22 protein-coding genes are annotated in these 26,532 nt (G+C 54.4%); 15 read left to right on the plus strand and 7 right to left on the minus strand.

Annotated features, from left to right (window positions below; genetic code table 11):
• Nucleotides 1-10: 10 nt before the first annotated feature.
• Nucleotides 11-721, minus strand: a complete 711-nt coding sequence (locus tag HCZ99_RS06075) for an HAD family hydrolase (protein ID WP_167446077.1) — start codon at nucleotides 719-721, stop codon at nucleotides 11-13.
• A gap of 258 nt (nucleotides 722-979) precedes the next feature.
• Between HCZ99_RS06075 and HCZ99_RS06080 the strand changes: the two genes are divergently transcribed.
• Nucleotides 980-2,578, plus strand: coding sequence for an FGGY-family carbohydrate kinase (locus tag HCZ99_RS06080; RefSeq protein WP_167446078.1), 1,599 nt, complete (start codon nucleotides 980-982; stop codon nucleotides 2,576-2,578).
• Between the two features lie 235 nt (nucleotides 2,579-2,813).
• Here HCZ99_RS06080 and HCZ99_RS06085 read toward each other — a convergent pair whose 3' ends face one another.
• A complete protein-coding gene (locus HCZ99_RS06085) occupies nucleotides 2,814-5,996 on the minus strand; it encodes an efflux RND transporter permease subunit (protein WP_167446079.1) in 3,183 nt (1,060 codons plus the stop codon).
• Between the two features lie 20 nt (nucleotides 5,997-6,016).
• Nucleotides 6,017-7,216 carry an efflux RND transporter periplasmic adaptor subunit gene (locus HCZ99_RS06090; RefSeq protein WP_167446080.1) on the minus strand — a complete coding sequence of 400 codons (1,200 nt, stop codon included), beginning with the start codon at nucleotides 7,214-7,216 and terminating at the stop codon, nucleotides 6,017-6,019.
• 138 nt (nucleotides 7,217-7,354) lie between these two features.
• Between HCZ99_RS06090 and HCZ99_RS06095 the strand changes: the two genes are divergently transcribed.
• Entirely contained in the window at nucleotides 7,355-8,014 is a 660-nt protein-coding gene (locus tag HCZ99_RS06095) for a TetR/AcrR family transcriptional regulator (protein WP_167446081.1), read from the plus strand.
• 271 nt (nucleotides 8,015-8,285) lie between these two features.
• Here the strand turns inward: HCZ99_RS06095 and HCZ99_RS06100 are convergent, their stop codons facing one another.
• The 3 genes from HCZ99_RS06100 to HCZ99_RS06110 form a co-directional block, all read right to left on the minus strand.
• Nucleotides 8,286-10,703, minus strand: coding sequence for a TonB-dependent siderophore receptor (locus tag HCZ99_RS06100; protein WP_167446082.1), 2,418 nt, complete (start codon nucleotides 10,701-10,703; stop codon nucleotides 8,286-8,288).
• A gap of 193 nt (nucleotides 10,704-10,896) precedes the next feature.
• Nucleotides 10,897-12,048: a FecR family protein gene (locus HCZ99_RS06105; RefSeq protein WP_167446083.1), complete on the minus strand. Its 1,152-nt coding sequence runs from the start codon at nucleotides 12,046-12,048 to the stop codon at nucleotides 10,897-10,899.
• Entirely contained in the window at nucleotides 12,045-12,560 is a 516-nt protein-coding gene (locus HCZ99_RS06110) for a sigma-70 family RNA polymerase sigma factor (protein ID WP_254869486.1), read from the minus strand. Before HCZ99_RS06110 ends, HCZ99_RS06105 begins: the two co-directional genes overlap by 4 nt.
• Before the next feature lie 232 nt (nucleotides 12,561-12,792).
• Between HCZ99_RS06110 and HCZ99_RS06115 the strand changes: the two genes are divergently transcribed.
• The 11 genes from HCZ99_RS06115 (at nucleotide 12,793) to HCZ99_RS06165 (ending at nucleotide 24,190) form a co-directional block, all read left to right on the plus strand.
• On the plus strand, nucleotides 12,793-13,956 hold the full coding sequence (locus tag HCZ99_RS06115) for a hypothetical protein (protein WP_167446084.1): 1,164 nt from the start codon (nucleotides 12,793-12,795) through the stop codon (nucleotides 13,954-13,956).
• Nucleotides 13,957-14,066: 110 nt separating this feature from the next.
• Entirely contained in the window at nucleotides 14,067-15,530 is a 1,464-nt protein-coding gene (locus HCZ99_RS20875; protein WP_167446085.1) for an ATP-binding protein, read from the plus strand.
• Between the two features lie 9 nt (nucleotides 15,531-15,539).
• Entirely contained in the window at nucleotides 15,540-17,018 is a 1,479-nt protein-coding gene (locus HCZ99_RS06125; protein ID WP_167446086.1) for a sigma-54-dependent transcriptional regulator, read from the plus strand.
• 404 nt (nucleotides 17,019-17,422) lie between these two features.
• Entirely contained in the window at nucleotides 17,423-18,061 is a 639-nt protein-coding gene (locus HCZ99_RS06130; RefSeq protein WP_167446087.1) for a YfdX family protein, read from the plus strand.
• A gap of 393 nt (nucleotides 18,062-18,454) precedes the next feature.
• Entirely contained in the window at nucleotides 18,455-19,165 is a 711-nt protein-coding gene (locus HCZ99_RS06135) for a YfdX family protein (RefSeq protein ID WP_167446088.1), read from the plus strand.
• Nucleotides 19,166-19,357: 192 nt separating this feature from the next.
• Entirely contained in the window at nucleotides 19,358-19,759 is a 402-nt protein-coding gene (locus HCZ99_RS06140; protein WP_254869487.1) for a VOC family protein, read from the plus strand.
• Between the two features lie 111 nt (nucleotides 19,760-19,870).
• Nucleotides 19,871-20,857, plus strand: coding sequence for an ABC transporter substrate-binding protein (locus HCZ99_RS06145; RefSeq protein ID WP_167446089.1), 987 nt, complete (start codon nucleotides 19,871-19,873; stop codon nucleotides 20,855-20,857).
• Between the two features lie 126 nt (nucleotides 20,858-20,983).
• Nucleotides 20,984-21,763, plus strand: a complete 780-nt coding sequence (locus HCZ99_RS06150) for an ABC transporter ATP-binding protein (RefSeq protein WP_167446090.1) — start codon at nucleotides 20,984-20,986, stop codon at nucleotides 21,761-21,763.
• Nucleotides 21,764-21,779: 16 nt separating this feature from the next.
• A complete protein-coding gene (locus tag HCZ99_RS06155; RefSeq protein WP_217701464.1) occupies nucleotides 21,780-22,712 on the plus strand; it encodes an ABC transporter permease in 933 nt (310 codons plus the stop codon).
• A 164-nt stretch (nucleotides 22,713-22,876) separates the two neighbouring features.
• A complete protein-coding gene (locus HCZ99_RS06160) occupies nucleotides 22,877-23,263 on the plus strand; it encodes a c-type cytochrome (protein WP_167446091.1) in 387 nt (128 codons plus the stop codon).
• Nucleotides 23,264-23,422: 159 nt separating this feature from the next.
• Nucleotides 23,423-24,190 carry a substrate-binding periplasmic protein gene (locus HCZ99_RS06165; RefSeq protein ID WP_167446092.1) on the plus strand — a complete coding sequence of 256 codons (768 nt, stop codon included), beginning with the start codon at nucleotides 23,423-23,425 and terminating at the stop codon, nucleotides 24,188-24,190.
• A 104-nt stretch (nucleotides 24,191-24,294) separates the two neighbouring features.
• Here the strand turns inward: HCZ99_RS06165 and HCZ99_RS06170 are convergent, their stop codons facing one another.
• Nucleotides 24,295-24,462 (minus strand): hypothetical protein, encoded by a 168-nt coding sequence (locus HCZ99_RS06170; RefSeq protein WP_167446093.1) that lies wholly within the window; start codon nucleotides 24,460-24,462, stop codon nucleotides 24,295-24,297.
• Nucleotides 24,463-24,617: 155 nt separating this feature from the next.
• Here HCZ99_RS06170 and HCZ99_RS06175 point away from each other — a divergent pair, with 155 nt between their 5' ends.
• Complete coding sequence (locus HCZ99_RS06175; protein ID WP_217701465.1) at nucleotides 24,618-25,340, plus strand: FadR/GntR family transcriptional regulator; 723 nt, start codon at nucleotides 24,618-24,620, stop codon at nucleotides 25,338-25,340.
• On the plus strand, nucleotides 25,324-26,511 hold the full coding sequence (locus HCZ99_RS06180; protein WP_167446094.1) for a PLP-dependent transferase: 1,188 nt from the start codon (nucleotides 25,324-25,326) through the stop codon (nucleotides 26,509-26,511). Before HCZ99_RS06175 ends, HCZ99_RS06180 begins: the two co-directional genes overlap by 17 nt.
• The last annotated feature ends 21 nt before the right edge of the window (nucleotides 26,512-26,532 follow it).

The raw sequence follows: 26,532 nt of genomic DNA on the forward strand, positions 1-26,532 counted from the left end.
GCCTGCCCCGTTAAAGGCTTAGCGCTGCCGAAAGCACCGCCATATCCGTTATCACATGATCAGCCCCGGCGTCGTACAAACGCGCCGCCGCACCGTCTTGATCACCGTCGTAATGGGCACCGCCGACAAAGCCGATGCATTTCATCCCCGCGGCCACCGCGGCGGTGACGCCGGCAACGGAATCCTCGATCACAATGGCCTGTTTTGGGGCGTATCCCATCTGATCGGCGGCATATAAAAACAGGTCGGGTGCCGGTTTGCCATTGGCGACGAAATCGGCACTGTAAATCCGCCCCGCGAACCACGGGCCAAGCCCGGTGACCTCCATGGTCTTTTGCAGCCGATCAAGCGAACTGCTTGATGAAATGCAAAAGGCAATGCCGCGTTTTTGAAGGGCGGCCAACACGCCATTGTCACCATCGAGACCATCAATCTTGGTCAATTCGCGGTCATAACGCGCAAACAGCAAATTATTGTAGTAAGCTTTGAATTGATCGCGCACATCCCTGCCCGTTACCGTACGGATGTGATCGATCGGTGCGGCACTTGATCGGCCGGTAAAGCGTGCCGCGACCTCAGACAATGTTAGCGGTGCGCCAAAATGGTCCAGCACATCAACCAGCGTCGCAAGCGAAATTGGTTCGCTGTTTACAAGAACGCCGTCACAGTCGAAAAGGACGATATCACAGGTTTCAAACAGCTTTTGGATGGTATCTGGCAAAACAGTTTCTCGATCATTTCCTACGGCAGTTCCAGCAGCATTTCCTGCGCTTTGTGGATGGCCATGTTGAACCTGGCTTGATGACGTGAAGGTCTGGAAATCACCGTATCGAATATGATGATTAAGCGTCAATCAGAATGAGTATTTGACCATTCAGTGAACTTTTGATCAATTTAGCATCCAGAACACCAATTAAAAGACCACCCGGCGATCAGACATGATCCAGACCAGTTGGCGAAAGTGGAGGAAGAAACAATCATGAGCCCCAAGAACACCTTTTTCATCGGCGTGGATGTCGGCACCGGAAGTGCGCGCGCGGGCGTGTTTGACGCCAATGGCGCGCTGCTTGGCAGTGCCGCCCACCCGATTGCCATGAACCGGCCCAAACCCGATTTCGTCGAACAAGATTCCGAAAACATCTGGCAATCGGTTTGCCAATCGGTGCGTGATGCCTTGGCGCAATCAGGTACCCCCGCCGATCAAGTTGCCGCCATCGGGTTTGATGCCACCTGTTCGCTTGTCATCCGTGATCAGGACAATCGGCCACTGGGCGTCACACCGGATGGTGATGATAATTGGGATGTGATTGTCTGGATGGATCACCGGGCCGTACGCGAAGCCGAGGAATGCACCGCCACCGGCGCGCAGGTTCTGAAATATATCGGCGGCACCATGTCACCGGAAATGGAAGTACCGAAATTAATGTGGTTGAAGCGCCACCATCCGGACCATTGGAACAAGATGGGGGCGGCCTATGATCTGGCCGATTTCCTGTCCTTCCGCGCGACGGGCAATACAGCACGATCCTGCTGCTCGCTGACCTGTAAATGGACCCACCTTGCCCATCAAGATGACCCGTGGGATCGTGATTTCCTGTCGCAAATCGGACTGGAAGATTTCAACGCCAAAACCGGAATTGATGCCAAGGCACTCGCCGTTGGCGATCTGATCGGCACCCTTTCAGAACAAGGGGCCGCTGACCTTGGCCTGACCACCGATTGTGTGGTGGGGGCTGGGTTGATTGATGCCCATGCCGGTGCGCTTGGCACCTTGGGCGAATATCTTGATGGCAACCTTGATCAGCATTTTGCGATGATTGCTGGCACATCCACCTGCCACATGGCGCTGTCATCTGAACCGCGCTTTATCAAAGGTGTTTGGGGTCCGTATTTTGGCGCGATTGCCCCGGGACTTTGGCTTAACGAAGGGGGTCAGTCGGCAACTGGGGCGTTGCTTGATCACGTGGTTGCCATGCACCCGTTTTCCCATGGGATGGGCCGGGATGCGCATAAACTGGCCGGTGAAAAACTGCTGCCGATGATGCAGGAAAAAGCCGATCTGGCCCCGCGCCTGCATGTGCTGCCTGATTTTCATGGCAACCGATCCCCGTTGGCCGATCCCGAGGCCCTTGGCGTGATTTCGGGTCTGACACTGGATCAAAGCGAAGAAAGCTTTTTGAAGCTGTATTGGGCAACGGCCTGTGCGATTGCCTATGGCACGCGCCACATTATCGATGCCCTGAACGATACCGGATATGACATCACCCACATTCATCTAAGTGGCGGCCATACCGCCAGTGCGGTTTTGGTCAAACTATATGCCGATATCACCGGATGCACGGTTGTGATGTCTGATTGCGAAGAACCTGTTTTGTTGGGATCGGCCATGCTGGCCGCGGGTGCACTTGATGCATCAAACGGATCTGGCGGGCTTGCCAATGCCGCACGCAAAATGGCTGGCAAGGAAACATCGCATGCGCCAGACACCTCGGCCAAGGCAGATCACGACCGTCGATATGCCGTGTTCCATATGATGCACGCCCATCGCAAGGCCCTTGACGCCGTCAGCAAACCTTAAAAAAACGCGGTTTTGTGCCGTAAAACACGATACGGATCGCCTGCGCGCTGCCAAAAGCTGCTTGACGACACATAGCGATAAGGTCAAAACAAAAGGGCCGATGCAAACGCATCGGCCCTTTCTACGCACGCGCAACGGCGGGGTCGGGGGATCATGCAGATTTAAATATCTGCACCGTCACGAGCACGATGCCGATCAAAGCCGGTCCGGTTTCGGACCGGCTTTGTTTGTTTTATCATTCGCTGGGCTGTTCTTTCGCCTGACCATTTGACTGATCATCTGGGTGTTCGTGGGCTGCTTTGACATCACCGCGTTTTGAACGGCTTTTGGCAAAGGTCCCAACGATCAACGCAAAGAACAACGGCACGAAGAAGATCGCAAGGAAGGTTGCAGCGATCATCCCGCCAATCACCCCGGTACCAACAGCTACACGTGCAGCTGCACCAGCACCGCTACTGATTGCCAACGGCACAACACCAAGGGTGAAGGCCATCGACGTCATGACAATTGGACGCAGACGTTGACGGGCGGCCTCGATGGTTGCCTCAAGAAGCCCCATGCCTTGGTCGTAAAGTTCGCGAGCGAACTCGACAATCAGGATGGCGTTCTTGGCTGACAGACCAATCGTGGTCAGGATCGCGACCTGGAAATAGACGTCATCTGGAAGGCCCCGCAAATGGGCGGCAATCACCGCACCAAGAACCCCCAGCGGCACGACCATCATCACCGAAATCGGGATCGCCCAGCTTTCATACAACGCTGCCAGACACAAGAAGACGACAATCATGGACAGCGTATAAAGCGCTGGCCCCTGTTCACCGGCTTCACGTTCCTCGTAAGACAGACCCTGCCATTCAAGACCAATGCCGTCTGGAAGTTTGCTTACCATTTCTTCCATCGCGGCCATCGCATCACCGGATGCAACGCCCTCGGCGTTTGACCCTTGAATGTTCAGCGACGACAACCCGTTAAAGCGTTCCAGTCGCGGCGATCCAAACGTCCAATCGGTTTTGGTAAAGGCCGAGATCGGCACCATTTCGCCTTGGGTGTTGCGGACGTACCAGAAATTAAGGTCGCTCGGCATCATGCGGTATTCCGCATCTGACTGCATATAGACCTTTTTGATACGGCCGTTTTCGATGAAGTCGTTGACGTAGCTTGACCCCCACGCCGCAGCCAAGGTTTGGTTCACATCTGCCAGTCTAACGCCAAGCGCACTTGCCTTTTCCTGGTCGATGTCAATTTTGAACTGCGGGGTGTCATTCAAGCCATTCGGACGAACACCGACAACACGCGGATCTTGTGCGGCCATACCCAGAAGCTGGTTACGTGCGGCAACCAATGCGTCATGGCCAATGCCACCGCGATCCACAAGCTGCAAGTCAAAGCCGTTTGCCGTGCCAAGTTCAACAATGGCTGGCGGGGCAAAGGCATACACCATTGCTTCGCGGATTTTGGCAAACGCACCATAGGCACGCCCAATCACCGCACTGACGGTCTGATCAGGACGCGTACGTTCCGACCAATCCTTCATGTTCACAAAGGCAAGACCAGCGTTCTGACCGCTCCCGGCAAAGGAGAAACCTGCGACGGTAAAGATACCATCCACATTTTCCTTTTCGGCCTCCATGAAGTGTTTTTCCAACTTCTTCAGAACCTTAACCGTGCGCTCCTGTGACGCGCCAGCAGGCAGCTGCACCATCGAGAACATGATGCCCTGATCTTCTTCTGGCAGGAACGAGCCCGGCAGGCGGAACATCAGTGCCGCCAAGGCACCCACCATGATCACATAGACAAACAGGTAACGCCATTTGCGATGCACAACATGGTCAACACTGCCCTGATAGAACTTGTTGGTGCGTTCAAAGCCACGGTTAAACCAGCCAAACGGACCCTTCTTTTTAAGCGGGTCGGTATGGGTTGGCTTGAGCATGGTGGCACACAACGCCGGGGTCAGCACGATCGCCACCAGAACCGAAAGCGCCATCGCAGACACAATCGTGATCGAGAATTGGCGATAAATCGCGCCCGTAGACCCGGCAAAGAACGCCATCGGCACAAACACCGCCGACAGAACCAAGGCAATACCGATCAAGGCACCGGTAATTTGGCCCATGGATTTGCGGGTTGCTTCGCGGGGTGGAAGACCGTCTTCTTCCATCACACGTTCGACGTTTTCGACCACAACGATGGCATCATCAACCAAAAGGCCGATGGCCAAAACCATGGCGAACATGGTCAGGGTGTTAATCGAGTAACCAAAGGCAGCAAGAATGCCAAACGTCCCCAAAAGAACCACCGGCACCGCGATCGTCGGGATCAGGGTTGCACGCCAGTTCTGCAGGAACAGGAACATCACCAAGAACACGAGGACAATGGCCTCAAACAAGGTGTGAACCACTTCGGTGATCGAAACTTCGACGAATGGCGTGGTGTCATACGGATAGACAATTTCCACACCGTCCGGGAAGAACGGCTGAAGTTCTGCCAAACGGTTCTTAACAGCTTCTGCCGTATCAAGCGCGTTGGCACCGGTTGCAAGGTTGATACCAATACCGGTTGCGGCCTGCGCGTTGTAACGTGCGACCACAGAATAGCTTTCGCCACCGATTTCAATGCGGGCCACGTCGCCAAGACGCACCTGCGAGCCATCGGTATTGACCTTCAGCAGAATGTTGGAGAATTCATCAACGGTCTGAAGTTTGCTTTGTGCGGTAATCGTTGCGTTGATCTGTTGCCCCGGAACCGATGGTGCCCCACCGATCTGACCGGCGGTGACTTCGGTATTCTGTGCCTGGATCGCTGAACTGACATCGGAAACCGTCAGGTTATAAGAAACCATCTTGTTCGGATCGAGCCAGATGCGCATTGCGTGCTGCGCACCAAACACCTGAACCGACCCAACACCATTCACACGTGCCAGCGGATCTTCGACCGACGACACCACGAAGTCAGACAGATCTTCTGCCGTCAGCGAACCATCGCCAGACACGAAACCAACCACCATCAGGAACGACCCCGATGATTTGGTCACGGTCACACCTTGCTGCTGCACTTCGGCAGGCAAGGACGACATGGCCGCTTGCAGTTTGTTCTGAACCTGAACCTGCGCGATATCGGCATTGGCTTCGGGCTCAAACGTCAGCGTGATCGACGCCTGACCATTGGCCGACGAGTTAGAAGACATATAGCGCAGATAATCGATACCGTTCATCTGCTGCTCGATCACCTGCGTGACCGTGTTTTCGACTGTCTCGGCCGAGGCACCCGGATAGTTTGCCGAAATCTCAACAGATGGCGGCGCGATAGACGGGTACTGTTCCACCGGCAACTGCCAAAGTGAAAGTCCCCCCGCCAACATAATCACAAGGGCAATAACCCAAGCGAATACGGGGCGGTCAATAAAGAATTTTGCCATTGAATACGTTCCTGTTGGGCCTATTCGGCGGCTTTTTCGGCGGTGTCAGCTTTGGCCTTATCGGCGTTCGCTTCTTCGACCGGTTCCGGCGCGACATCCGCATCCGGGGCAATCTTTTGGATATTGCTGACGATCACTTGATCGCCATCGCTCAACCCATCAGAAACCAGCCAGTCTTGGCCCTTGGACCGTTCGATCTCGACATCCTTGGAAACGACTTTGCCGTCCGCTGCAACAAACACATATGCTGACCCGTCCGGGCGGCGCATCACGGCTTTTTGCGGGACCATAAAGGCACTATCCAAACGGCCCTGACGGACCTGTCCGCGGACAAACATGCCCGGCAACAAGGTACCATCCGGGTTCGGGAAGGATGCGCGCAACCGCACGGTGCCCGTGGTTTCATTCACCGTCACGTCGGAAAATTCCAGCTTCCCTTTGTGGGGGTATTCTTCGCCGGTTGCGTCAATGATCAGGGAAACTTCGATGTTATCGGCATCTATGCCCTGTACACGACCGGTTTTCACAGCGTGTTTGAGTTCAAGCAAACGGCCACCGGCCTGAGTCACATCGACATAAATCGGATCAAGCTGGGTAATGGTGGTCAACTTGTCGGCTTGATTGGCTGTGACCAGCGCCCCTTCGGAATAATCAGATGAACTGATCTGACCGGAAATCGGGGCGGTGACAGTTGTGTAGGCAAGATTGATACGCGCCTGTTCAAGCTCTGCACGGGCGGACGCAACAGCGGCCTTGCCTTGTGCTTCTTGCGACACGGCATCGTCATAGGTCTGACGGCTGACCGCCTGGGATTTTACCAGCGGGTCATAGCGTTTGCGGTTTTTTACCGCCTGATCAAGGTTGGCACGCTGACGCGAAAGTTCTGCCTGTGCGGCATCAACTTTGGCCAGATAGACATCCTGATCAATCATATAAAGCTGCTGACCAGCTTCGACAAACGCGCCTTCGGTAAAGTTGCGTTCCTTAATGATGCCATCGACCTGCGGGCGGATATCCGCCTTACGGAACGCAACAGTACGCCCGGGCATTTCTTCGATCAGCCCGACGCTTTGTGCGTTAACGGTGACAACATTGACCGGCGTCGCTTGCGACTGCTGCTGGGCACCCGCTTGCTGTTTGTCGCCATCACTTTGCTCGCTGCAGGCTGCTACCATAATGGCAAGGGCTGCGACGCCAGCAAATTTTAAACAAGATCGCATGGACAAATTGCTTATTCCTTCTAAGTCCTGGCAACAAAGCTCACTTGGTGCTTTGCCATTGCATTTCTAGATACTGTACGGTACAGTACACATTGTGCGCTGCACGATCAAGAGACAATAAAAAACGATTTGGAAACGATGAAAGAAACGTTGGAAAAGCACGAAACTCAGACCTCAAGGGGCTCTGCCCGCCGCCGCGCCATGATGGATGCGGCATGGGAACTCCTGCTTGAAAAAGGATTCTCTGGCGTTACGCTTAACGACGTTATTTCTCGTTCCGGTGGCTCCCGAACCACATTGTACGACGCGTTTGGCGGAAAAGATGGCTTGCTCGCGGCGAGCATGGAAGAACGGTGCACTGAATTCTGCGCCGAACTTCATATTTCGCTGGAATCCGACCTCCCCCCGCGCGAGGCATTGACCGAATTTGGCATCAGGCTCTCCAAAAAGATATTAACCGAGGAAGCCGTTCGCTTCACGCAAATTCTATTTTCCGAAGGTCACCATTTTATACCCTTGGTTGAGAGTTTCATGCATATGGGGCCAGATGCCACCCGATCACGCCTGACCAACTACCTCAAACGTCAACGCGATCTTGGCAATCTGGTGATTGATGATCCGGACCATCATGCCGAATTGTTCCATTCCATGATCATTGGTGACTGGCAAAAGCAGGTCCTTAAAGTTGTTCCCCCGACGTTACATAGTGACGCGGAAATCGAAAAACGCGTTTTGCGCGCCGTCGATGTTTTCTTATGTGGTGTCGCAAGCCACAATTACCGCAACACGACGGACTAACACCGCCGTTACCGCGTAATTTCTTCGTTGAACGCATGGGGGGCATCCTAATGCGCCCCTCCTGACAGCATCCTGTCAGTTATTCTGCCCTTTCCGAACAAACACACCTTTTTTCAAGGCATTCCGACAACGACGCCACGACGGACGTTATGTGTCGCCAAGTGACCTCGAACACAAAAACGGTCGCCCATGTGGGACGCCCGTTTTCATGTTTGCAAATTTGTCGCGGGCTTTTGGCACGTCTGCGGCTAGGCCTTTAACGTCAGGCCGCTTACCAAGTGTATTTCACGGTTGCCAAAACGGTCCGGCCATCGCCATAGAAACGGCTGCCGAACGAGTTGGACGCGACATATTCCCGGTCAAACAGGTTGGTCGCATTGACCGCCAAACTGACGTTTTCCGTCACGGCATAATTCACCGCCGCATCAAACACGGTATGCGATCCCAGCAAATCACCATTTGCGTTGTTATTATAGCGTGCCCCGACAAAGCGCGCGCCAGCCCCCAACGTCAAATCACCAAACACACCATGTTCCGGGATCGTGTAATCGACCCAGGCCGATGCGGTATGTTCAGGAATAAGTTCCGGACGGTTGCCGATATTTGATCGGATCGCATCATCTTCGATTTCGGCATCAAGATAGCTATAGGCAACGGTCAGGTTGGTACGATCCCCTAGTGACATCTTACCCTCCAGCTCAAGCCCCTGCGTATTGATGCGCCCAACCTGAACATACGTATTGGTCGCCCCGTCATATTGCGAAACGTTTTCCTGTGTCAGGTCAAACAAAGCAGCGGTAAACAGCGCATCAATATTGGTCGGCTGATATTTAAACCCGACTTCGTATTGGGTGCCCGTTTGCGGCTTGCTGCCGCCCGGCGTAATCGACGAGCTGGTATTGATCGGCTGGAAGGATTCGGAATAATTCCCGTAGACCGACATTTCATCGGTGACTTTATAAGTCAGGCCAAGACGGGATGTGAATTCCTGATCATCGCGTTCGTCAAGCGTGTTGCTTGAAAGCGTATCCGTATCGGTCTGCACATAATCATACCGCCCGCCAAAGGTCGCGATCCAGTCATTGGCAATCGTCAGCTGTTCTTGCGCATACAAACCATACGCTGTCTGGGTGATTTCCGTGTCAGACGTAAAATTCAGATCAATACAAGACCGTCCGCAATAAGACGGATTGTAGGGATTAATCGGCGATGCGCTGCCGTCAAAGCGCCTTTCGCGGTTCTTGTCACGGTTAAAATCAACCCCGACCAGCGTTTTGCTGTCAAACTGTTCCCACGCGGTGTCATATTGCAGTTGGTTATCAAGGCTAAGCCGGTCTTGTTCCCCATACACAGCAAAGGCGGTGCGGTCGCCAAGCGGGGCTGTGTTAGCAAGCGAGATGGCCTCGTAATCAAGGTTCAGCTTGGTATAGCGTGCGTTCTGGCGAAAGGTCAGCGCATCGGAAAGATCGTGGGAAAACTGATAGCCGATTTCGGTTTGTTCGGTGTCGTAATTGTTAAAATCAGGCTCCCCGAAAAAGGCATTGCGGCTGGTTTCAATCCCGATGGGGAAACCATAGCCAAGGCCACTTTCGCGATTGTTATAACTGGTCAGGATCGTTAGTTCCGTGCCGTCTTTGGGCTTATAGGTAAAAGCCGGCGCGATATAGACGCGGTCATCTTGCGAATAATCCTGTTCTTGCTCCGCATCTTGCCAAAGCCCGGTCAGGCGATAGGACCATTTACCATCGGCATCAATCGGGCCGCCAAAATCCGTCCCGGTGGTCAGGTGATCTTCGCCAAAGGTTGTGAAAACTTCGGCGTGGAAGTCATCTTGGGGCCGTTTGGTCGTCATGTTAACCAACCCGCCCGGACCATTTAAGCCAAACAGGCTGGATGTTGATCCCTTAAGCACATCAATCTGCTGCACGCCATAAGGTTCCTGACGCGCACCAACGAAGTTATAAATGCGCGACGGCAAACCATCGCGGTACATGCCAAGCGATTGCGATCCAAAACCACGAATACGGACATATTCATACCGGTTGTCCGAACCATATTCCGAAACAGTTACACCCGATGTATATCCCACCGCCTGTGAGATATCCTGAACGTTGCGCGTTTCCATTTCCTTTTGGGTGATCACCGATACAGACGTCGGATCATCCAAGATCGGCGTATCGGTTTTCGACGCGGTTGTTGTGCGTCCGGCAACGAAACTGTTGGTGATGGCATCATTTGGCCCGCTATAGCCGCCCGCATTGGCCTCCACCCGGACCGGATCAAGAACGGTGGTGGTGGCATCCACATTGCCGGTGTTAAGGGCCGTGATCACCACGGTGTCATCCCCGGCAACGGAATAGGTCAGGCCCGTACCGCGCAACAACTGATCCAACGCCCGGTCAGAGGGCAACGCCCCCGACACCGCCTGCCCGGTCAAACCGCGCGCAAGCGCACCATCGACCGTTACCTGCAATCCCGACTGAAGACCAAATTGCGCAAGCGCACTGGTTAAAGGCTGTGCGGGGATATCAAAGGCGTGTTTCGCCAAAATGCTGGCATCGCTTGTTTGCTGTGCCCATGCGGCCCCCGCCCCCATGATCGGCACCAAAGCCGTCGTCATCATAAGCGCGCTTGCAATCATTGCCGCGCGGCCCCGATGGCGTATCGCTGTTGCTTCCCCAATTTTCATCTGGCTGTTCTCCGTTTGACGTCATATGCCCGAACCGACTTGAGAATGCAAATGCTTCTCAGTGGCGCATAGAAGACAAAACGATGGGGCAGCGCTGTTTTTCAAAAAAACTTTCGAAAAATCAGAACTTTCTGAAAAATTCGCGGAAAACGGACATTTTTGAGGTCGGATTAAATGCACCAACCAAAACCGGTCAGGATGGCGAGACCACCAAAACCCACGGGGTGATTTCACGCACGACGGCATTTTGCGCCTTGGCAATTGCGCGCAAGGCCGGGACGGGATCACTTAGGCGATATACGCCGGTCACGGACCGCTTTGCCAAGGCATCATCGGTAATCAGGATAGTCCCGTTAAAATACCGACGCAACCGATCAACAACATCGCCCAATGGCTGATCCTGTGCGATCAATTGACGGGTACGCCACGACGCGATCTGATCGGTGGGCACGGTGCCGCGCACCACCTGCCCGGCGTCATCAACCCGCACATTCTGCCCCGGTTCAAGCCGTTCGGAATGGGTGGTCAGATGATCTGCATTATCGACCCGGACCAAGCCATGCGCGACGGCAACCCGGGTTTGCCCTGCCCCGTCAGAAACATCAAACCCTGTGCCAAGAACAGTGACATTGACGTTGCGCGCCGCCACGGTAAACGGGCGGCTGGCATCGGGGGTCACTTCAAAAAAGGCTTCGCCCGTCAAAAGCGAAATGGCGCGCACATCCGCCTCATAAGTCACACGAAGTGCAGTTTCCGGCGCAAGCGTAACCTGGCTGTTATCGGCCAAGGTGATGGTGGTCATCTGGCCGGTGTCGGTAACGTAATCGGCCCGAAGGCGCGTGCTGATTTCGGGCCCGACAATCGCAACCACAAGGCTGGCCGCAACCGCAAACGCGCCAAGCCCAATTGCCCGCCATGAACCATTCGCCCGACGGGCGCGGTTACGTGATCGCAAATCACCACGACGCTCGGCAAATCGCGCATCAGCGGCAACAACGTTGCCATCCGCGCCGTCACTCGGTGTGTCCGCCAAATCATTGGCAACCTCATGCGCGGGAACCTGATGGGGTTCGGGGGAATTTTCCTGTGCACGACGGTCGCGCAGAAACGCTTGCCAGTCGGCCGTGCCCGTCGCTGTGTGTGCGGACGGCGCAACCTGCGCCATCAAGGCAGATGCCTTTTGCGTCGCACGCCATGCATCGCGGTTGGTGTTATTGCCCGCGTACCAAGCGTCAAACTGGACTTTCAGATCGGCATTGTCGGGGTCTTCTTGCAGTCGGATCAGCCAATCGGTTGCGTCCGCTGCGGCCTGTTTCATGACAGGATCTTTTATCTGTGATGTCATGGCCATCCCCCAACCCGTTGACGGCAATGATCTATGCCTTCTGCGACCAGTTTGTGGGCCAAGGGAACAGAAATATCAAGAAAGTCGGCAATTTCGCGCAACTTTGCCCCGCCAAAGCGATGCATTTCGCAGGCAATTCGGGTGCGTTCAGGGAGTTCGCCCATGGCCTGCATGACCTTGGCATAGTCATCTTTATACAGGATCACGGTTTCCGGATCGGCGATGTCCGACGCCGATGTTTCCATGGCAACGTCATAATCCAACCCGCCGCTGACCGCACCTTCGCGTTGGGCGCGGCGTTTGCTATCAAGAGCCAGATTGCGCACCACCCGATAAAGATACCCCGTCGCGTCGTCTAAAAAGCGCCCGTTCGAGGCCGCGTCAAAGCGCAACCATGCCTCTTGCACCAGATCTTCGGCCTGAACACGGTTGCCGATGATGCTGCTGGCATAGCTAACAAGTGCCGAGCGCTGGCGCATGAACAAGGTTAAAGAGGATGAATTTCCGGGCAAGCCGCAGCTTCCTTTTGGACAAGACACGCACTGTCGACCATGACAGCCTGCAAAGGCTTACCGAAGTTAAGACTGATTATCAATATCTTTTAAAAACGCCTGCGCAACAGCTTTGCATTCCTACATATATTGACTGCCTAAACTTCACCAAAATTAAGATGCATAGTCAAAACTGCACGGTTTGGGTCACATGGCCCACGCCGGTCATCATTAAAGGTTTAAGGGGTACTTTATGCAGATGCGCCGCGGTTTTATGGGTCTTGGATATTGTGCGTTGGTCGTTTTTGGCCTGAGCAATGGCGCACAGGCAATCACCCCTGAAAAAGCGCGAAACGTCATTGATGCGATCCTGATGCAAAGTGGTGCGACCGCCGAACTGATCCGCGCCAAGGCCGCCCCGGACGGGGCTGTTGACCTGACTTATGACAATGTGTCGCTGCATCTAAGCGGCTATGCCACCCCGCGTTCGCTTGCCCTTGATGGGGTAAACGTCACCGTGCGCGATACCGATCAGGCCAATCAGGTCGATCTGGATATCAAGCTGCCAGAACATGGCAAAGTTCTGGCTGAGGCAACATCCGATCAGCGCGATCTGACGATGCGCAATGCCGGTGGATATATCCGTTGGGATATTGCCCAAAATGCGCCCGTCACCGTTGATGCATCGGCCGACTTTCTGATCGGGGATGAACCGATCACACGCAAACATTGGCTGATCAACGGGCTTGTTCTGCAATGGTTGCCCGAAATGGCGCGCGTTGCGTGGCAAGATGCCGAATGGACCGGCCCAAACCGCGAAAAGCGCGGCGCCACCAAGGCAGCCAACCTCACCCTTTATCCCGGCGAAAACGGCGGAACCCATCTTGATTACGCCCATGATGGATTGTGGCTGCCAAGTTTGATCCAGCCGCGCACCGTACGGGTCAAAAGCCATAGCGACGGCCTGCCCTGGAGCGAGGCCAAACCGATCGTTGAAAAAGGCATCATTGATATGCTGACCGGGACCGCACCGCGCGTTGCCCGCCGCCAGATCGGCGATGCCTTGTGGCTAAAGGCCGAACAAAACGGCGCACCGATCAAAGTAGATGAGTTTTATGTCCAGGCACGGGGCTTAGAAGCCCTTGGATCGGGCGAGTTTTATGCGCAAACGGCAGCCCGTTATGGCTTTACCGGTGATTTTGATTTCAAATTGCTGGGTCAGGATAAGCTGGTTGCGTTGCTGGGCACCCCCGAAAGCCCAACATTGCTTGGCGCACTTGTGCCCTATGCGGTGAACGGTTTGGCAACCGGGCGTCCCGGCCCACAAGGCACGACCGAATATGATGGTGAATTACTTGCCGATGGGCGGTTGATTATCAATGGGCTGACCTTATTTCAAACAGCAGATGGCCGTTAAAACGTTTCTGCGGTTTTAAGGCGCGCGGGTCTGCCCGTGATCTATATATCGCGTCCACCGCCGTGGTGATTGGATGCCTTTTGCTCCGTTAAAAAAGGAAGACACCACCCGTGGGAAGATCAACGCCGCCATTTGCTGCCAGCAAAACACTGTTGCAGCCCTTACGGCTTTCGGTATTGCTGGCAACAATTGTCCTGATCCTTTCGCTTGGATTTCTGGCCTATACGGCGTGGCGGTCGGCCAACAGCCTGCACCCGCTCGAAGAAACCGGCCATCAGATATACATGCTGCAACAAGCCGATCTTGCGATTACCAAGATACTGGCCAGCACATTTGATCATGATATCTCGCCCGATGATCCGGCCATTGCCAAGGTCCGCGATACCCTTAATGAAGTTATCCAAGACGGCGGCAACCTTGATCCGACAACCCCCAAGAAAGTCGCACTGGCCCAGCAATACCTAACAGCCCCCATGGCCCAGCCGCGTATTGATCTGGTGCAGGCCCTGTCCTTGACCCGCCAGGTGGTCGCACTTGAAAGTGGGCTGCAACATGCCGCGATCAAAGACGCCCGCAATTCAGCCCAAACTGAATTCACCGTGGCGGCCAGTGCGCTGGTTATCACCCCGTTTGCCTTTATCATTTTGATGTTCTGGATCAACAAGCGGTCTTTCCAGTCGATAAAACGCCTGTCGGCACTTTTGAACAATGTCGGCACATCCCAGTTTACCGAGGTCAAAAGCCCCCCGCAAAACGATCCCTTCGCGCTTTTTTACACCCACTATAACGAAATGGTGCGCCGCCTAAACGATCTGGCGGCCGAGGCCCAAAACCACACCGACAATCTTGAAGGCCAAATTCGCACCGCGTCTGAAACCTTGCTGCGTCAACAGGCGGAATTGGAAAATGGCGCAAAGCTGGCGGCGATTGGCGAATTTTCCGCCCGCCTCGCCCACGAATTGCGCAATCCGATTTCGGGCATATCCGCCGCCCTGCATAATATGGAAGTCGAACTTTCCGATCCCGAGCAACAAGAACGCGTCACCCTGATTACCGAGGAACTTGATCGCGTTACCCGGCTTTTGAACTCGCTGTTGGCACATGCCCCGCACGATCATGAAGTGCCGGTTGAAACCTCTACCCAGCGGTTGTTTGGCGATATTTTGCGGTTATTTGCCTATCGATTGCCCGACAGCATTACGCTGACCTCAGACATCCATGACGCGACTGTGTCATTACCGCGCGATACCACACGCCAAATTTTGCTAAACCTTCTGAAAAACTCGGCCGAGGCCATCGCAGATCAGGACGCCACGATCACTGTCACGGTAACGACCACGGACGATACGGTCACCCTGATCGTGACCGATACCGGCCCGGGATACCCCGATGCATTACTTGAAAGCGGCATTCGCCCGTTTAGAACCTATAAGCCCAGCGGCACGGGGCTTGGGCTTTCGGTTGTTCAGCGCATGGTTGAGGCAATTGGCGGCGAGATTTATATTGATCGCGCACAACAGGGCGGCGCACTGACCAAAGTGATAATTCCGGCACACACCCCGGCAAACAAATAGGATCGACCGATGCGTTCAATGACCATCATTGAAGATGAAAGACTTTTGGGCAGCGAGCTTAAACGCCGGTTCGAACGCGAAGGATGGCAAGTTACCTTATCGCCCAACTTGGCCGATGCGCGCCGTTTGATCCTTGAAATAGGGCATCGCCCGGCCATTGTGTTGTCCGATATGAATCTGCCTGATGGCAATGGCTTGGATTTCCTGGCCGAAGCACGGCAAGCCGACTGCAAGTCGGAATGGATTTTCCTGTCGGGCTATGGCACCAAACATGATGTGAAGCGGGCATTGGAACTGGGCGCGCTTGATTTTCTGGCCAAGCCGCTTGATTACCATAAACTTGATCTGACCATTGCCGCGGCCAGTCGCGGGGCCAAGGCCAGCCAGCGTATTGAAGACACCACCAATTCCCAAGCCCGTAAATATCACCCCGATAGCTACCTTGGCAGCAGCCCCGCCGCCGAGCAGGTGCGCAAGATGCTGTCCCAACTGGTGCAAATCCCCCTATCAAGCATTCTGATCGGCGGGGAAACCGGTACGGGCAAGGGACTGGTTGCCAAAATCCTGCATTATTCGGGCACCTGCCGCGAAGGCCCATTTATTGACATCAACTGTGCCGCCATCCCCAAGGACATGCTGGAATCAGAACTTTTTGGTCATGAACCCGGCGCGTTTACCGGGGCCAAAGGCAAACATCGTGGCCTGATGGAACAGGCCGATGGCGGGACGCTGTTTCTTGATGAAATCGGCGAAATGGACATTGGCCTTCAGGCAAAACTTCTGACCGCGATTGAAGAACAAAGCTTTCGCCGGGTTGGCGGAGAGCAAAAAATATCGGTCAATATTCAGCTGATCGCCGCATCCAACCGGGATTTGCGCGGTGCATCGGATCGCGGCGAATTTCGCAGCGACCTGTATCACCGTATTTCGGTGTTTGAACTTAGCCTGCCCAGCCTGCATGACCGCAAAGACGACATCAAACTGATCGTCGAAAGCCTGATGTCGGAATTTAGCCGGCGCATCGGCAAGAATGTGCATATCTTACCAGGTGACGTGTTGGACCGTCTTTGTGCCTATCGCTGGCCGGGGAATGTGCGTGAACTGCGCAACGTTATTGAACGGTCCGTGATGCTGGCAACCGGGCCGGAACTGACCGCCGAGTGGCTGGGGCTTCCGGGCGGTCCCGCGTCTGCGCCATCCACGCCCTCCGCGTCCTCCTCAGCAGCAACAACATCCGTGACATCGCCTACGCCGACCGCGCGCCCCGATGCTGCGTCTGCGACCGACGAAGAAGATGTGATCAAATTGCCGCTGGATGGGTCACTGACCCTTGAGGGCATGGAAGAACAGATCATCCGAACCGCATTGGAACGGCAAAACTACAATGTCATGGGCGCGGTGCGTATTTTGGGCACGACGCGCGAAACCCTGCGCTATCGCATTCGCAAATATAATCTGGATCGCCTGATCGAACAAAATCAGTCGTAACATCCGGCCCCAAACGCCATCCCCCAACGACCAACAGCCAATTTTTACAACGTGCCAGACATTCCCCATCTGGCACGTTTTGTTTGTGGGCCACACTGGCACGCAAATGTCTTAGCGCGCCAATTCCGACATAACGCAATTCCCCAGCATGCCAGTTTGGGCAAACCCCGTGCACCACCCTGGTCCTATGCCCCCAACCATGGTGGGAATAACCACCACTGCGTCCTCATCCCCGTGCCAGAATTTTACTTATTTGTTTATTTTCAATGACTTATGAATTGGCATGCCAAGTGCAATGATTATGACAGTTGCCGTTAAGACAACGCCGGAACGGACCACCGACCAACACACTGTCACGGACCTTCTGGGAATCTTTCATCGAGTGTCTTTAAAGGAACGGAAAAATGCAAAACTTTACAAACAAATTCGCTGCTGCAGTACTGGCTTTGGGCGTATCTGGCGCAGTTTTGTCCCCTGTCATCGCAAACGCTGCCGAAACGCAAGCGCCCGCAGCGCAGACCGAGTTTGTTCCAAACAACACCAACGGCCACAGCGCACGCAAAGAATATGACATCTGGAAAGCACACCAGACCCCAGTCAAAGCGGCGCCGAAGGACTCCCAGCAATTTGCCGCCCAGGGTTCGATCATCATGGCAAAAGCCCATGAAGCCCGCGTTGCCCTTGACCGCAATGATATTGTCACCGCCAAAAAAGCGCTGAACGAAGCCCGCGCCCTTGCCAGTGACATCTACAATAAAGGTGGTGCCGGCAACCTCATCATCGCCAAACAAATGACGGTCAATCAGGACGTCCTTGAATCGCAGGTTAAAAACAGCGCTGGCGACCCTGAAACTGTCCTTCAGCCGGTTATCACCGACATCGGCGTGACCAACGTGAATATGTCATTTGGCACCGCCAAAAGTTTGCTCAACCTCGCTCACCAGGAACTGATCAACAGCAACCGGAACGCCGCAAAACACGCTCTTGCCAACCTTGAACATGGGCTGAGCCTGCAAACCGTGACCTTCGTACCTGACGTCTAATACCCCCTCTGCTCCCTAGACTTTTTTGTCTGTCCCTTGTCAAACTTCACCGGGTGCCTTTGCACCCGGTTTTTTTTTGCGTCAAAGGCGGGCTCACGCCGCCATCTGGGGCAACCGCCCATCCGCCAGATTTAGCCACCGCGCCACCTCGCCACCTCGCCAACATCCCAAAATCAACAACCACCAAGTGGGGGAAATAACCCCCACTTTGCCCGACCAGCCAAGCGACCACCAACCAAAATCCCTATAAATCAAAGACTTATGACTTGGCACGGCTGATGCAAAGATCACAGCAGCCAACAACAAATTGGCCCCCGCCGATCCCCATAAACGATTTCCGAGGACCGAACGGGCGAAAACAGATCTTTCCGTGTTTCGCAAAGGATAAGAACCATGAAAAACCCTATTCGCAAAGTCGCCATGGTCACATTGATTGCCGGGATTGCTGCAACAACCATGACCCCGATTATCGCCAATGCCGCAAGCAACGATAACGCCCGCGAAGCCAAACGCGCACAGGACCTTAATCAAATCAAAGCCAAGGCCGCGCATAAACAAGATGAAAAACAAGCCGCGATAAACGCCAAATACAGCGAACAAGCGTTTCAGGCGATCCAGAAAGTGCGCGCCGCACGCATCGCCATCGCCGCCGAAGACATCGACCACGCGACCACGCTGATCAATCAAGCGCAGAAGTCGCTGTCTGATATCAAAAAAGACGGTGCCAAAGGCATCCTGACCATCAATGTCGAGCAAATCGTGGATGAAAACGTGCTTGTGCCCGCATCCGCCTCAGCCGATCAAACCAGCGCAGCAGCATCGAAAGCAACCGCAACCAAGGCATCGGACACGACCCAAAAGGCCGATAAAGCTGCCCCGGAAATGGCGCAAACAAGTTTGGGCACCATTCAGGTTCTGATGCCCCTTGATGCCACCATTCAACAGCTTAACATCGCGGCCAACTTTATGAAGGATACCAAGCCCTTTGATGCCAGCCGCGCCCTTGCCACCGCCGAGGCCGGATTGGCGGTCCAAAGCTTCTATGTGGTTGGCCAGCCCCAGCCGATCAATCCGGATCAAAATAACACGTCTGCTTCATCATAATGGCAGCGTTATCTTTGCCCCAAAAGGCGATCCCAGATCACGCGACTTGGGATCGCCTTTGGCATGTCAGGGCGCCGCAAAGCCCCCTGCCCCAGAAACCTCCGCTCCCAAAAACGGACATAACAATTGGCACGCCCAAACTGCCGGTCTAACATTGCGGTGTTTTGATTATCGCGGAATTTAGGGCCCCAAATGATGGCAAAAACCGATCCCGACATGCGCCCTGTTTCCACCGGTCCGTGCAGCCGCATTGTGATCTATTGCAAGAATATCGATGCAATGGTGCAGTTTTATACCGATCACTTTGGCTATCACGCCGATCAGAAAGACGGTGACCGCATTGTTGAACTCACCCCCGCACATGGCGGCCTGATCTTGATGCTTCATCCCGCAAGCAAGGGACAACGCGCCGGGCAGTCCCTGATAAAGTTGGTGTTTGATGTCCGTGACGTTGAACACACGCGCAGCCAATTGATCGAACGCGGCATTAAGGTTGGGGCGCTGCATCAGGCGGATGGGTATGGCTTTGCCAATATGAAAGACCCGGCTGGCAATTCGGTTTCGATCTCAAGCCGGGCTTTTTCTGCGCTTTAAGGGCATTTCACCCATACATCTTATTGACGCCCCTGTCGGAACTTCGCATGATCCGCGACACGATTGGCAGTTCAAACATGCCGGTTCAAAAAAATGAGGGAGTTTCTGACAATGAAAATCAACAAATCGGGTCTTTTGTCCGGCTTGGTCGTCGCAGGCAGCCTTTTTGCCGCCATGAGCAGCGCGTCGGCGGACACCATCAAGGTTGGCATCGCCAATTTTGGCGAACATCCGCAGCTGAACGCCGCGATTGCGGGCTTTAAGGAAGGCATGAGCGAAAACGGCTTTGTCGACGGAACCGACGTTACCTATTCCGAAAGCCACACCAACTTTGATGCATCTTTGGTCCCCCAAATGATCACGAAGTTGCAGGCTGAAAGTCCCAAACTGATCTATACCGTCACCACCCCGGTGTCCCAGATCGCCAAACAACTTTTGGCTGGATCGGGCATTCCAATCGTCTTTTCCGCTGTCACCGATCCGGTTGCCGCCAAACTGGTCCCGTCTTGGGATGAAGGCGATAAAAACATGACCGGCGCATCGGATTTGCAAGACATCGCAGCGGTTCTGGAATTCACACGTAAATTCCTGCCCGATGCCAAACGTCTTGCTGTGCCCTATAACCCGGGCGAAGCAAACGATGTCGCCTTGCTTGAAAAAGTCGAAGAATTGGCCCCGGCGGCTGGTTTCTCGGTCGTGCCGGTGGGCATTGATAACGTCAATGACATCTTGCAGCGCATCACATCCGTCGCCGGTAAGGCCGACGTCATTTATACCCCGGCATCCAACCTGATCCAGCCGGCAATTGCCGCTGTGTCGGCGGCCGCACGCCAGATCGGTGTGCCGATTGTCAATTCCGATAGCTCAGCCGTTGCCGATGGCACCGTCCCGGCCAGTTTCTCGGTCGATTATAAGCAGGTTGGCCTGAATGCCGGTAAAATCGCCGCAGAAATCCTGAACGGCAAATCACCGGCAGATATTCCGCCGTCTGCGCCGACCTATGAAACCCATGCGCCGCTGATTTCAAAATCGGCTTCTGCGGCCTTTGGTGTTGAAATCCCGGCATCCTTTGACGATTGCGGCTGCATTGTCGACTAACTTCGCCCGACCCTAAACACAGATTGGCGCCGCGCGGGTCCCCCCGTCGGCGCCAATGCCATTCGGGCAGGTGCCAAATATCTTTTGCTTTTTTGTCATTGGCATCATGCCCCAAGGAGAAGACGGATGCTTGAAATCCGATCTGCACGAAAAGTCTTTTATGCCGGTCAGCCGGATGAAAAAGTCGCACTTGATAACCTTGACCTGACGCTTCAAACCGGCGAATTCGGCGTTGTCATCGGATCAAACGGTGCGGGCAAAAGTACCATGCTCAATGCCGTATCAGGGGCCCTTCCCCTTGATAGCGGCCAAATCGCCATTAACGGCGATGACGTCACCAACACCCCGGTCCATCTGCGCGCCAAGCGTATCGCACGCGTGTTTCAGGACCCGATGCTTGGCACCGCGGCCAGCATGACCGTTGCGGAAAATATGCTACTTGCCGATTTGCGCAGTTCCAAACGCACCCTGTCGCGCGGGCTAAATGCCAAACGTCTGGCCGACTATAAGGACCGCCTTTCGGCCCTTGGTCTTGGCCTTGAAAACCGCCTTGATACCAAGGTTGAATTGCTGTCTGGCGGGCAGCGCCAATCCTTATCGCTGATCATGGCGGTCGGCGGATCGCCGGATTTATTGTTGCTTGATGAACATACCGCGGCCCTTGATCCGCGCACAGCCGACCTTGTCATGCAGGCCACCGTGCGTGCGGTCGATACACTAAAACTGACGACATTGATGGTGACCCATAACATGGCCCATGCGGTTGATTTTGGTCACCGGGTCATCATGCTGGATGCCGGTCGGGTCAAATTGGAAATTGGCGGCGAAGATAAGGCCAATGTCACGGTGGCAAAACTGGTGGACCATTTCGCGGTCAAAACCGATGCCATGATGTTGGGCGCGTAGGGGCGGATAAACTATTATGATGGAATTCATTTCTTCGACCTTCACAAGCTATGTGGCACTCGTGCCCGTCACACTTGCCCAAAGTTTCATTCTGGCATTTGTCGTGATGGGGATCATGATCCCGTTTCGCACCCTGCAATTCCCCGATTTAACCAGCGAAGGCGCCTATCCGCTGGGCGGTTGTATCTGTGGGGTTTTGATTGCCGCCGGGGTCAACCCGGCCCTTGCGATTTTGGCCGCTCTTGCCTGTGGCTTTTTGGCGGGCTGCTGTACCGCCCTTATTCATCTGCGGTTTCGCATTCATACATTGCTTGCCGGGATCTTGATGATGACGATGCTTTACAGCATCAATCTGCGGATCATGGGCAAATCGAACCTGTCGATCTTTGGATCAGACAGCGTCTATAACTGGGCACCGTTTGTCACCCCGGGCTTCCCGGTCAGCAAGATCATCGTCGCCGGGCTGATTGGTGCGGCGGTATTTTTGGCCCTGAACTGGTTCTTTAAAACCGAAAAGGGAACGGCCCTTCGTGCGGTTGGCTCCAACCCGGCCATGGCAGAGGCACAAGGCATTTCTGTCTGGGTATCGACCATTGTCGGTGTCGGCCTTGCCAGTGCCTTTTCCGCCACCAGTGGCGCGCTGATGGTCCAGTCACAGGGCTTTGCCGATGTGAATATGGGGCTTGGCATTCTGATTAACGGCCTTGCCGCCCTTATGATTGGCGAGGCGGTTGTCGGCAAAAAATCAGTCTGGCGGCAATTGCTCGCACCGTTTGTCGGGGCGATCATTTACTACCAACTGGTTTCGCTGTGCTTGGCGGCGGGCATGCCCCCGCCCGACCTGAAACTGGCGACCGGATTGTTCGTTTTGGCGATGCTGGCCTTGCCCAGCCTTAAACGCGGTCGTGGCGCAGGCGGCAGCCCAGCCCGCGAAAAGTTCCGCGAATAGGGAATGGCCGCACAAACATCATCTAAAACTCAAAGGGCGGGGGAAACTCCGCCCTTTTTTGTGCCGCCGATATGGTTTTAGGAAATTCGTTACCATGCCCCGATACAGTGCAAACCAACACCGCAAACCAATAATGCAAACCAACCGTTTAAGGGAGATCACCTTTGCAAAAAATTAGCCTTGTCATTCTTGCCACCGGCGTTGTCGCGGCGGGCCTGTGGGGCATTGGTGATTACATGTCACGCAAGGGCGAAGAACACGGTGATGTCACGCGCGGCCAAGCCATTGCCGAACAGACCTGCCTGCGCTGTCACACCAAATTTGCCGGTGATCCCCTGCCCAATCCCGATGTGACAAGTGCCCCGCCCTTGGCAAGTTTCGGGCAACGCTGGCCGCTTGAAAACCTGGAAGAAGCCCTGGCCGAAGGTATTTCGGTTTCCCATGATGACATGACCATGCCGGAATTCACCTTAACACCGCAAAGCATCGCCGATCTTTTGGTCTATCTTGGCGAACTGACCCGCCAAGCAAATGCCAAGGCCGATGGTTAATCCGCCATAAACGGCCCCGGCGGCAACAGCCGCAACAGCAACAGTGGCAACAACTGCAACAGCAGCCACACCATCCGATAAATTCATGCGACGTGATGTAAATGCGCAACAAACGCCCCATCTGAAAAGACTGCGTTTGTTCGCTTACATGAGGTCCACATGCACCGTATCGTACAGATTGTTGCATTTGTCTGCCTGATGCTTATTGGCAGCATGGGTGCAAAGGCACAGCAATCCCTTGTGGTGGTCAGCAACATCTATCCGCCCTATGTGACCGAGGATGTGCAAAACAGTTTCCTGCCCGCCCTGTTTGACGAAATTGGCAAGGAAATGGGCGTTCGGTTTGAATTCAAAATTCTGCCGTGGCTGCGCTGTGAAAAACAGGTCGAAAATCACGATGCCTGGGGCGCAATTCCCTATCGCAAGACCGAAGACCGCGAAAAGACCTTTGCCTTTTCCGAACCGATCTATTTGCAGGATTCCCACTTTTTTGGTTATGACGCCGACGGGCACAAACCCCGCGCCACGTTTGATGAACTGACCGATCTGCGCGGCTATCGGATTGGTGGCATCAATGGCTATTACTATGAACCGTGGTTTGAACAGGCCGGGCTTGATGTCGATTATGCCAATTCCGAAGAACAGAATTTCCGCCGCCTCAAAGCCGGGCGCATCGATCTGTTTTCCACCGCCACCACCATGGGCTGGCATCAAATCAAAACCCTGTTCCCGCCTGAGGAAGTCGCCCATTTCTATACGCTCGACAAACCATTGGTCGAAGGGGCTGGGCTATATTTAATGACCGCGCAAACCTTCCCCCAAAACGACGTCCTGCTCAAACGCTTTAACGTCGCACTCAACACCGTCAAAACGACCGGCACCTATGGCGAGTTGGTCGAAAAATTTGGCCTGAAGCTGCGCTATTGACCGTTAAATCGGGACGCGGTTAAAGAAAGCCCTAAAGTAGCCCCGACTTTCTGGCGTTCAAACGCCAAAAGCGCAGTTCCGTTTCAGCCCCCAACACCCCATTTTCATGCCGTCGACTCTAACGGCAATTCAACCATCCACATCTTTGACCACGGATTACACGCTGTTTTCGGCAGCTTAAAGTTCAGGTAATTACGCATCTGCAGGCCACCTTCCAATTCGGCCAGACAGCGCACACCCTTGCCGATTTTCAGGGCAAAGGTAACGACCACCACCTCCATTCTTGATTGCACGTTGCAAGGCGATTTTAAATTTTTGCTTGACTTGAACCGGTTCAAAACAAAAATTGGTCTGACGTCTGATGGCTGACCAAAAATGAATGATTTCAGCTTCCTCAGACCCGTTGTGACAAGCAAATAGGTGTGATGTGCCGCAAGCGGATGGGGCTACAATTCGACCAATACAAACATCTGGGCGTCGCGATGCGATCCTGGAATCCCTGACCGATTTTATCGTCCGTTCCAATCTGGTCCCCGGCGACCAATTGCCGCCAGAACGTGAATTAATGGCGGGCCTGAAAGTCGGCAGATCAAGCATCCGCGAAGCCATCGGCCATCTACAGGCCTTGGGCATTGTTGAAATCAAACGCGGATCAGGCACCTATCTGAAACGGCAGGTCTCGGAAAAGACCCTGTTCATGCCCCTTTCCATCGCCACCCAGCGTGATGGCCTGCTTCAAACCCTTGAAGTTCGCCGCGGGCTTGAGGTTGAGGCCAGCATGCTGGCCGCCAAACGCGCCACCGCCGATGACATCGACAAAATGCGCGCCGCCCTTGATGCGATGGAGGCCGAACATCTTGAATTTGGCACCGCCGGTCAGGCCGACCTTGTCTTTCACCTGTCGATTTACAACGCATCGGGCAACCCCCTGTTTGAGCAACTTCTCAGCCAGATGCGCGAAGCCTTTGAAAGCTTCTTTGCCCAACCGTTTAACCGTCCTGATTTCGCGCGTGAATCCTTTGAATTTCACCGCATGCTGTTTGACGCAATTGTTGCCGGAAACCCCGAACAAGCCCGCCAGCATACCCTTGCCATCCTTGAAATCGTCGAACGCGATATCGTGAGAATGTCTGATGAAGAACAACAATAAATCCCAAGCCCCCAAAGCCCCGATTACCGCCCCCGAAAGCATCGTCGCCTATGACGCAAGCCACTTTGGCAATGCGGTTGTGCCACCGATTTTTCAGAACTCGTTATTTACCTTTGATGATTTCGACGACATGGTCGAAACCTATTCCGGGCGTAAAGTCCGCCCGGTTTATTCACGCGGGCTAAACCCGACCGTGCGCGCATTCGAAGAAAAAATTGCCCAACTTGAAAAAACCGAAGACGCCCTTGGCCTTGCCAGTGGCATGGCCGCGATTTCATCGGCGGTGCTATCGGTTGTTAAACCCGGCGACCGGATTGTATCGGTCGAACATTGCTATCCCGATGCCTACCGTTTTTTCGAAATGTTCCTGCGCGACATGAATGTGTCGGTCGACTATGTCGATGGTCGCGATATTGATGCGGTGCGTGCCGCCCTGCCCGGCGCCAAGATTTTATATCTTGAAACCCCCACCAGTTGGACGTTTCACACCCACGACATTGCCGCCCTCTGTGCGATCGCGCGCGAACATGGCGCCGTTTCCATGATCGACAACAGTTGGGCATCGCCAATCTTTTGCCAGCCCGCAACACTTGGCTGCGACGTGGTCATTCATTCCGCGTCGAAATATCTTGGCGGGCATAGCGATGTCGTCGCCGGGGTGATTGCCGGGACGAAGGAATTTGTTGGCAATGTGCGGTCCAACATCTTGCCCTATCTGGGGTCAAAGCTGTCGGCGTTTGATAGTTGGTTGTTGCTGCGCGGCTTGCGCACCCTTCCGGCGCGCATGCGCGAACATCAACGTTCGGCCATGATCATTGCCCAAAACCTTGCGAACCACGCCCATGTCACCGCGGTTCATTACCCCGGCCTGATGTCATCGGCCGCACCGGGGTTAAGTGGATCGTCTGGGCTTTTCTCATTCGAATTTTCACCCGAAATCGACATTCCGACCTTTGTCGATGCGCTACGGTTTTTCAAAATCGGCGTGTCCTGGGGCGGACATGAAAGCCTGATTGTCCCCGCGCTGGTAACGCGGGCGCAAGTGGGCGGACCAAATTCGGCGATACGCTTTGGCGTGCCCGAAAATCTGGTGCGTCTGCATATCGGCCTCGAAAGTGCCGACGACCTTTGGTCTGATCTGGCCTCTGCAATCGAGGCAAGCCTGAAGTAAAAAACCATCGTTAAAAAACAG

It is taken from the genome of Thalassospira lucentensis (genome assembly GCF_011806425.1).
GTDB classification, from domain to species: domain Bacteria; phylum Pseudomonadota; class Alphaproteobacteria; order Rhodospirillales; family Thalassospiraceae; genus Thalassospira; species Thalassospira lucentensis_B.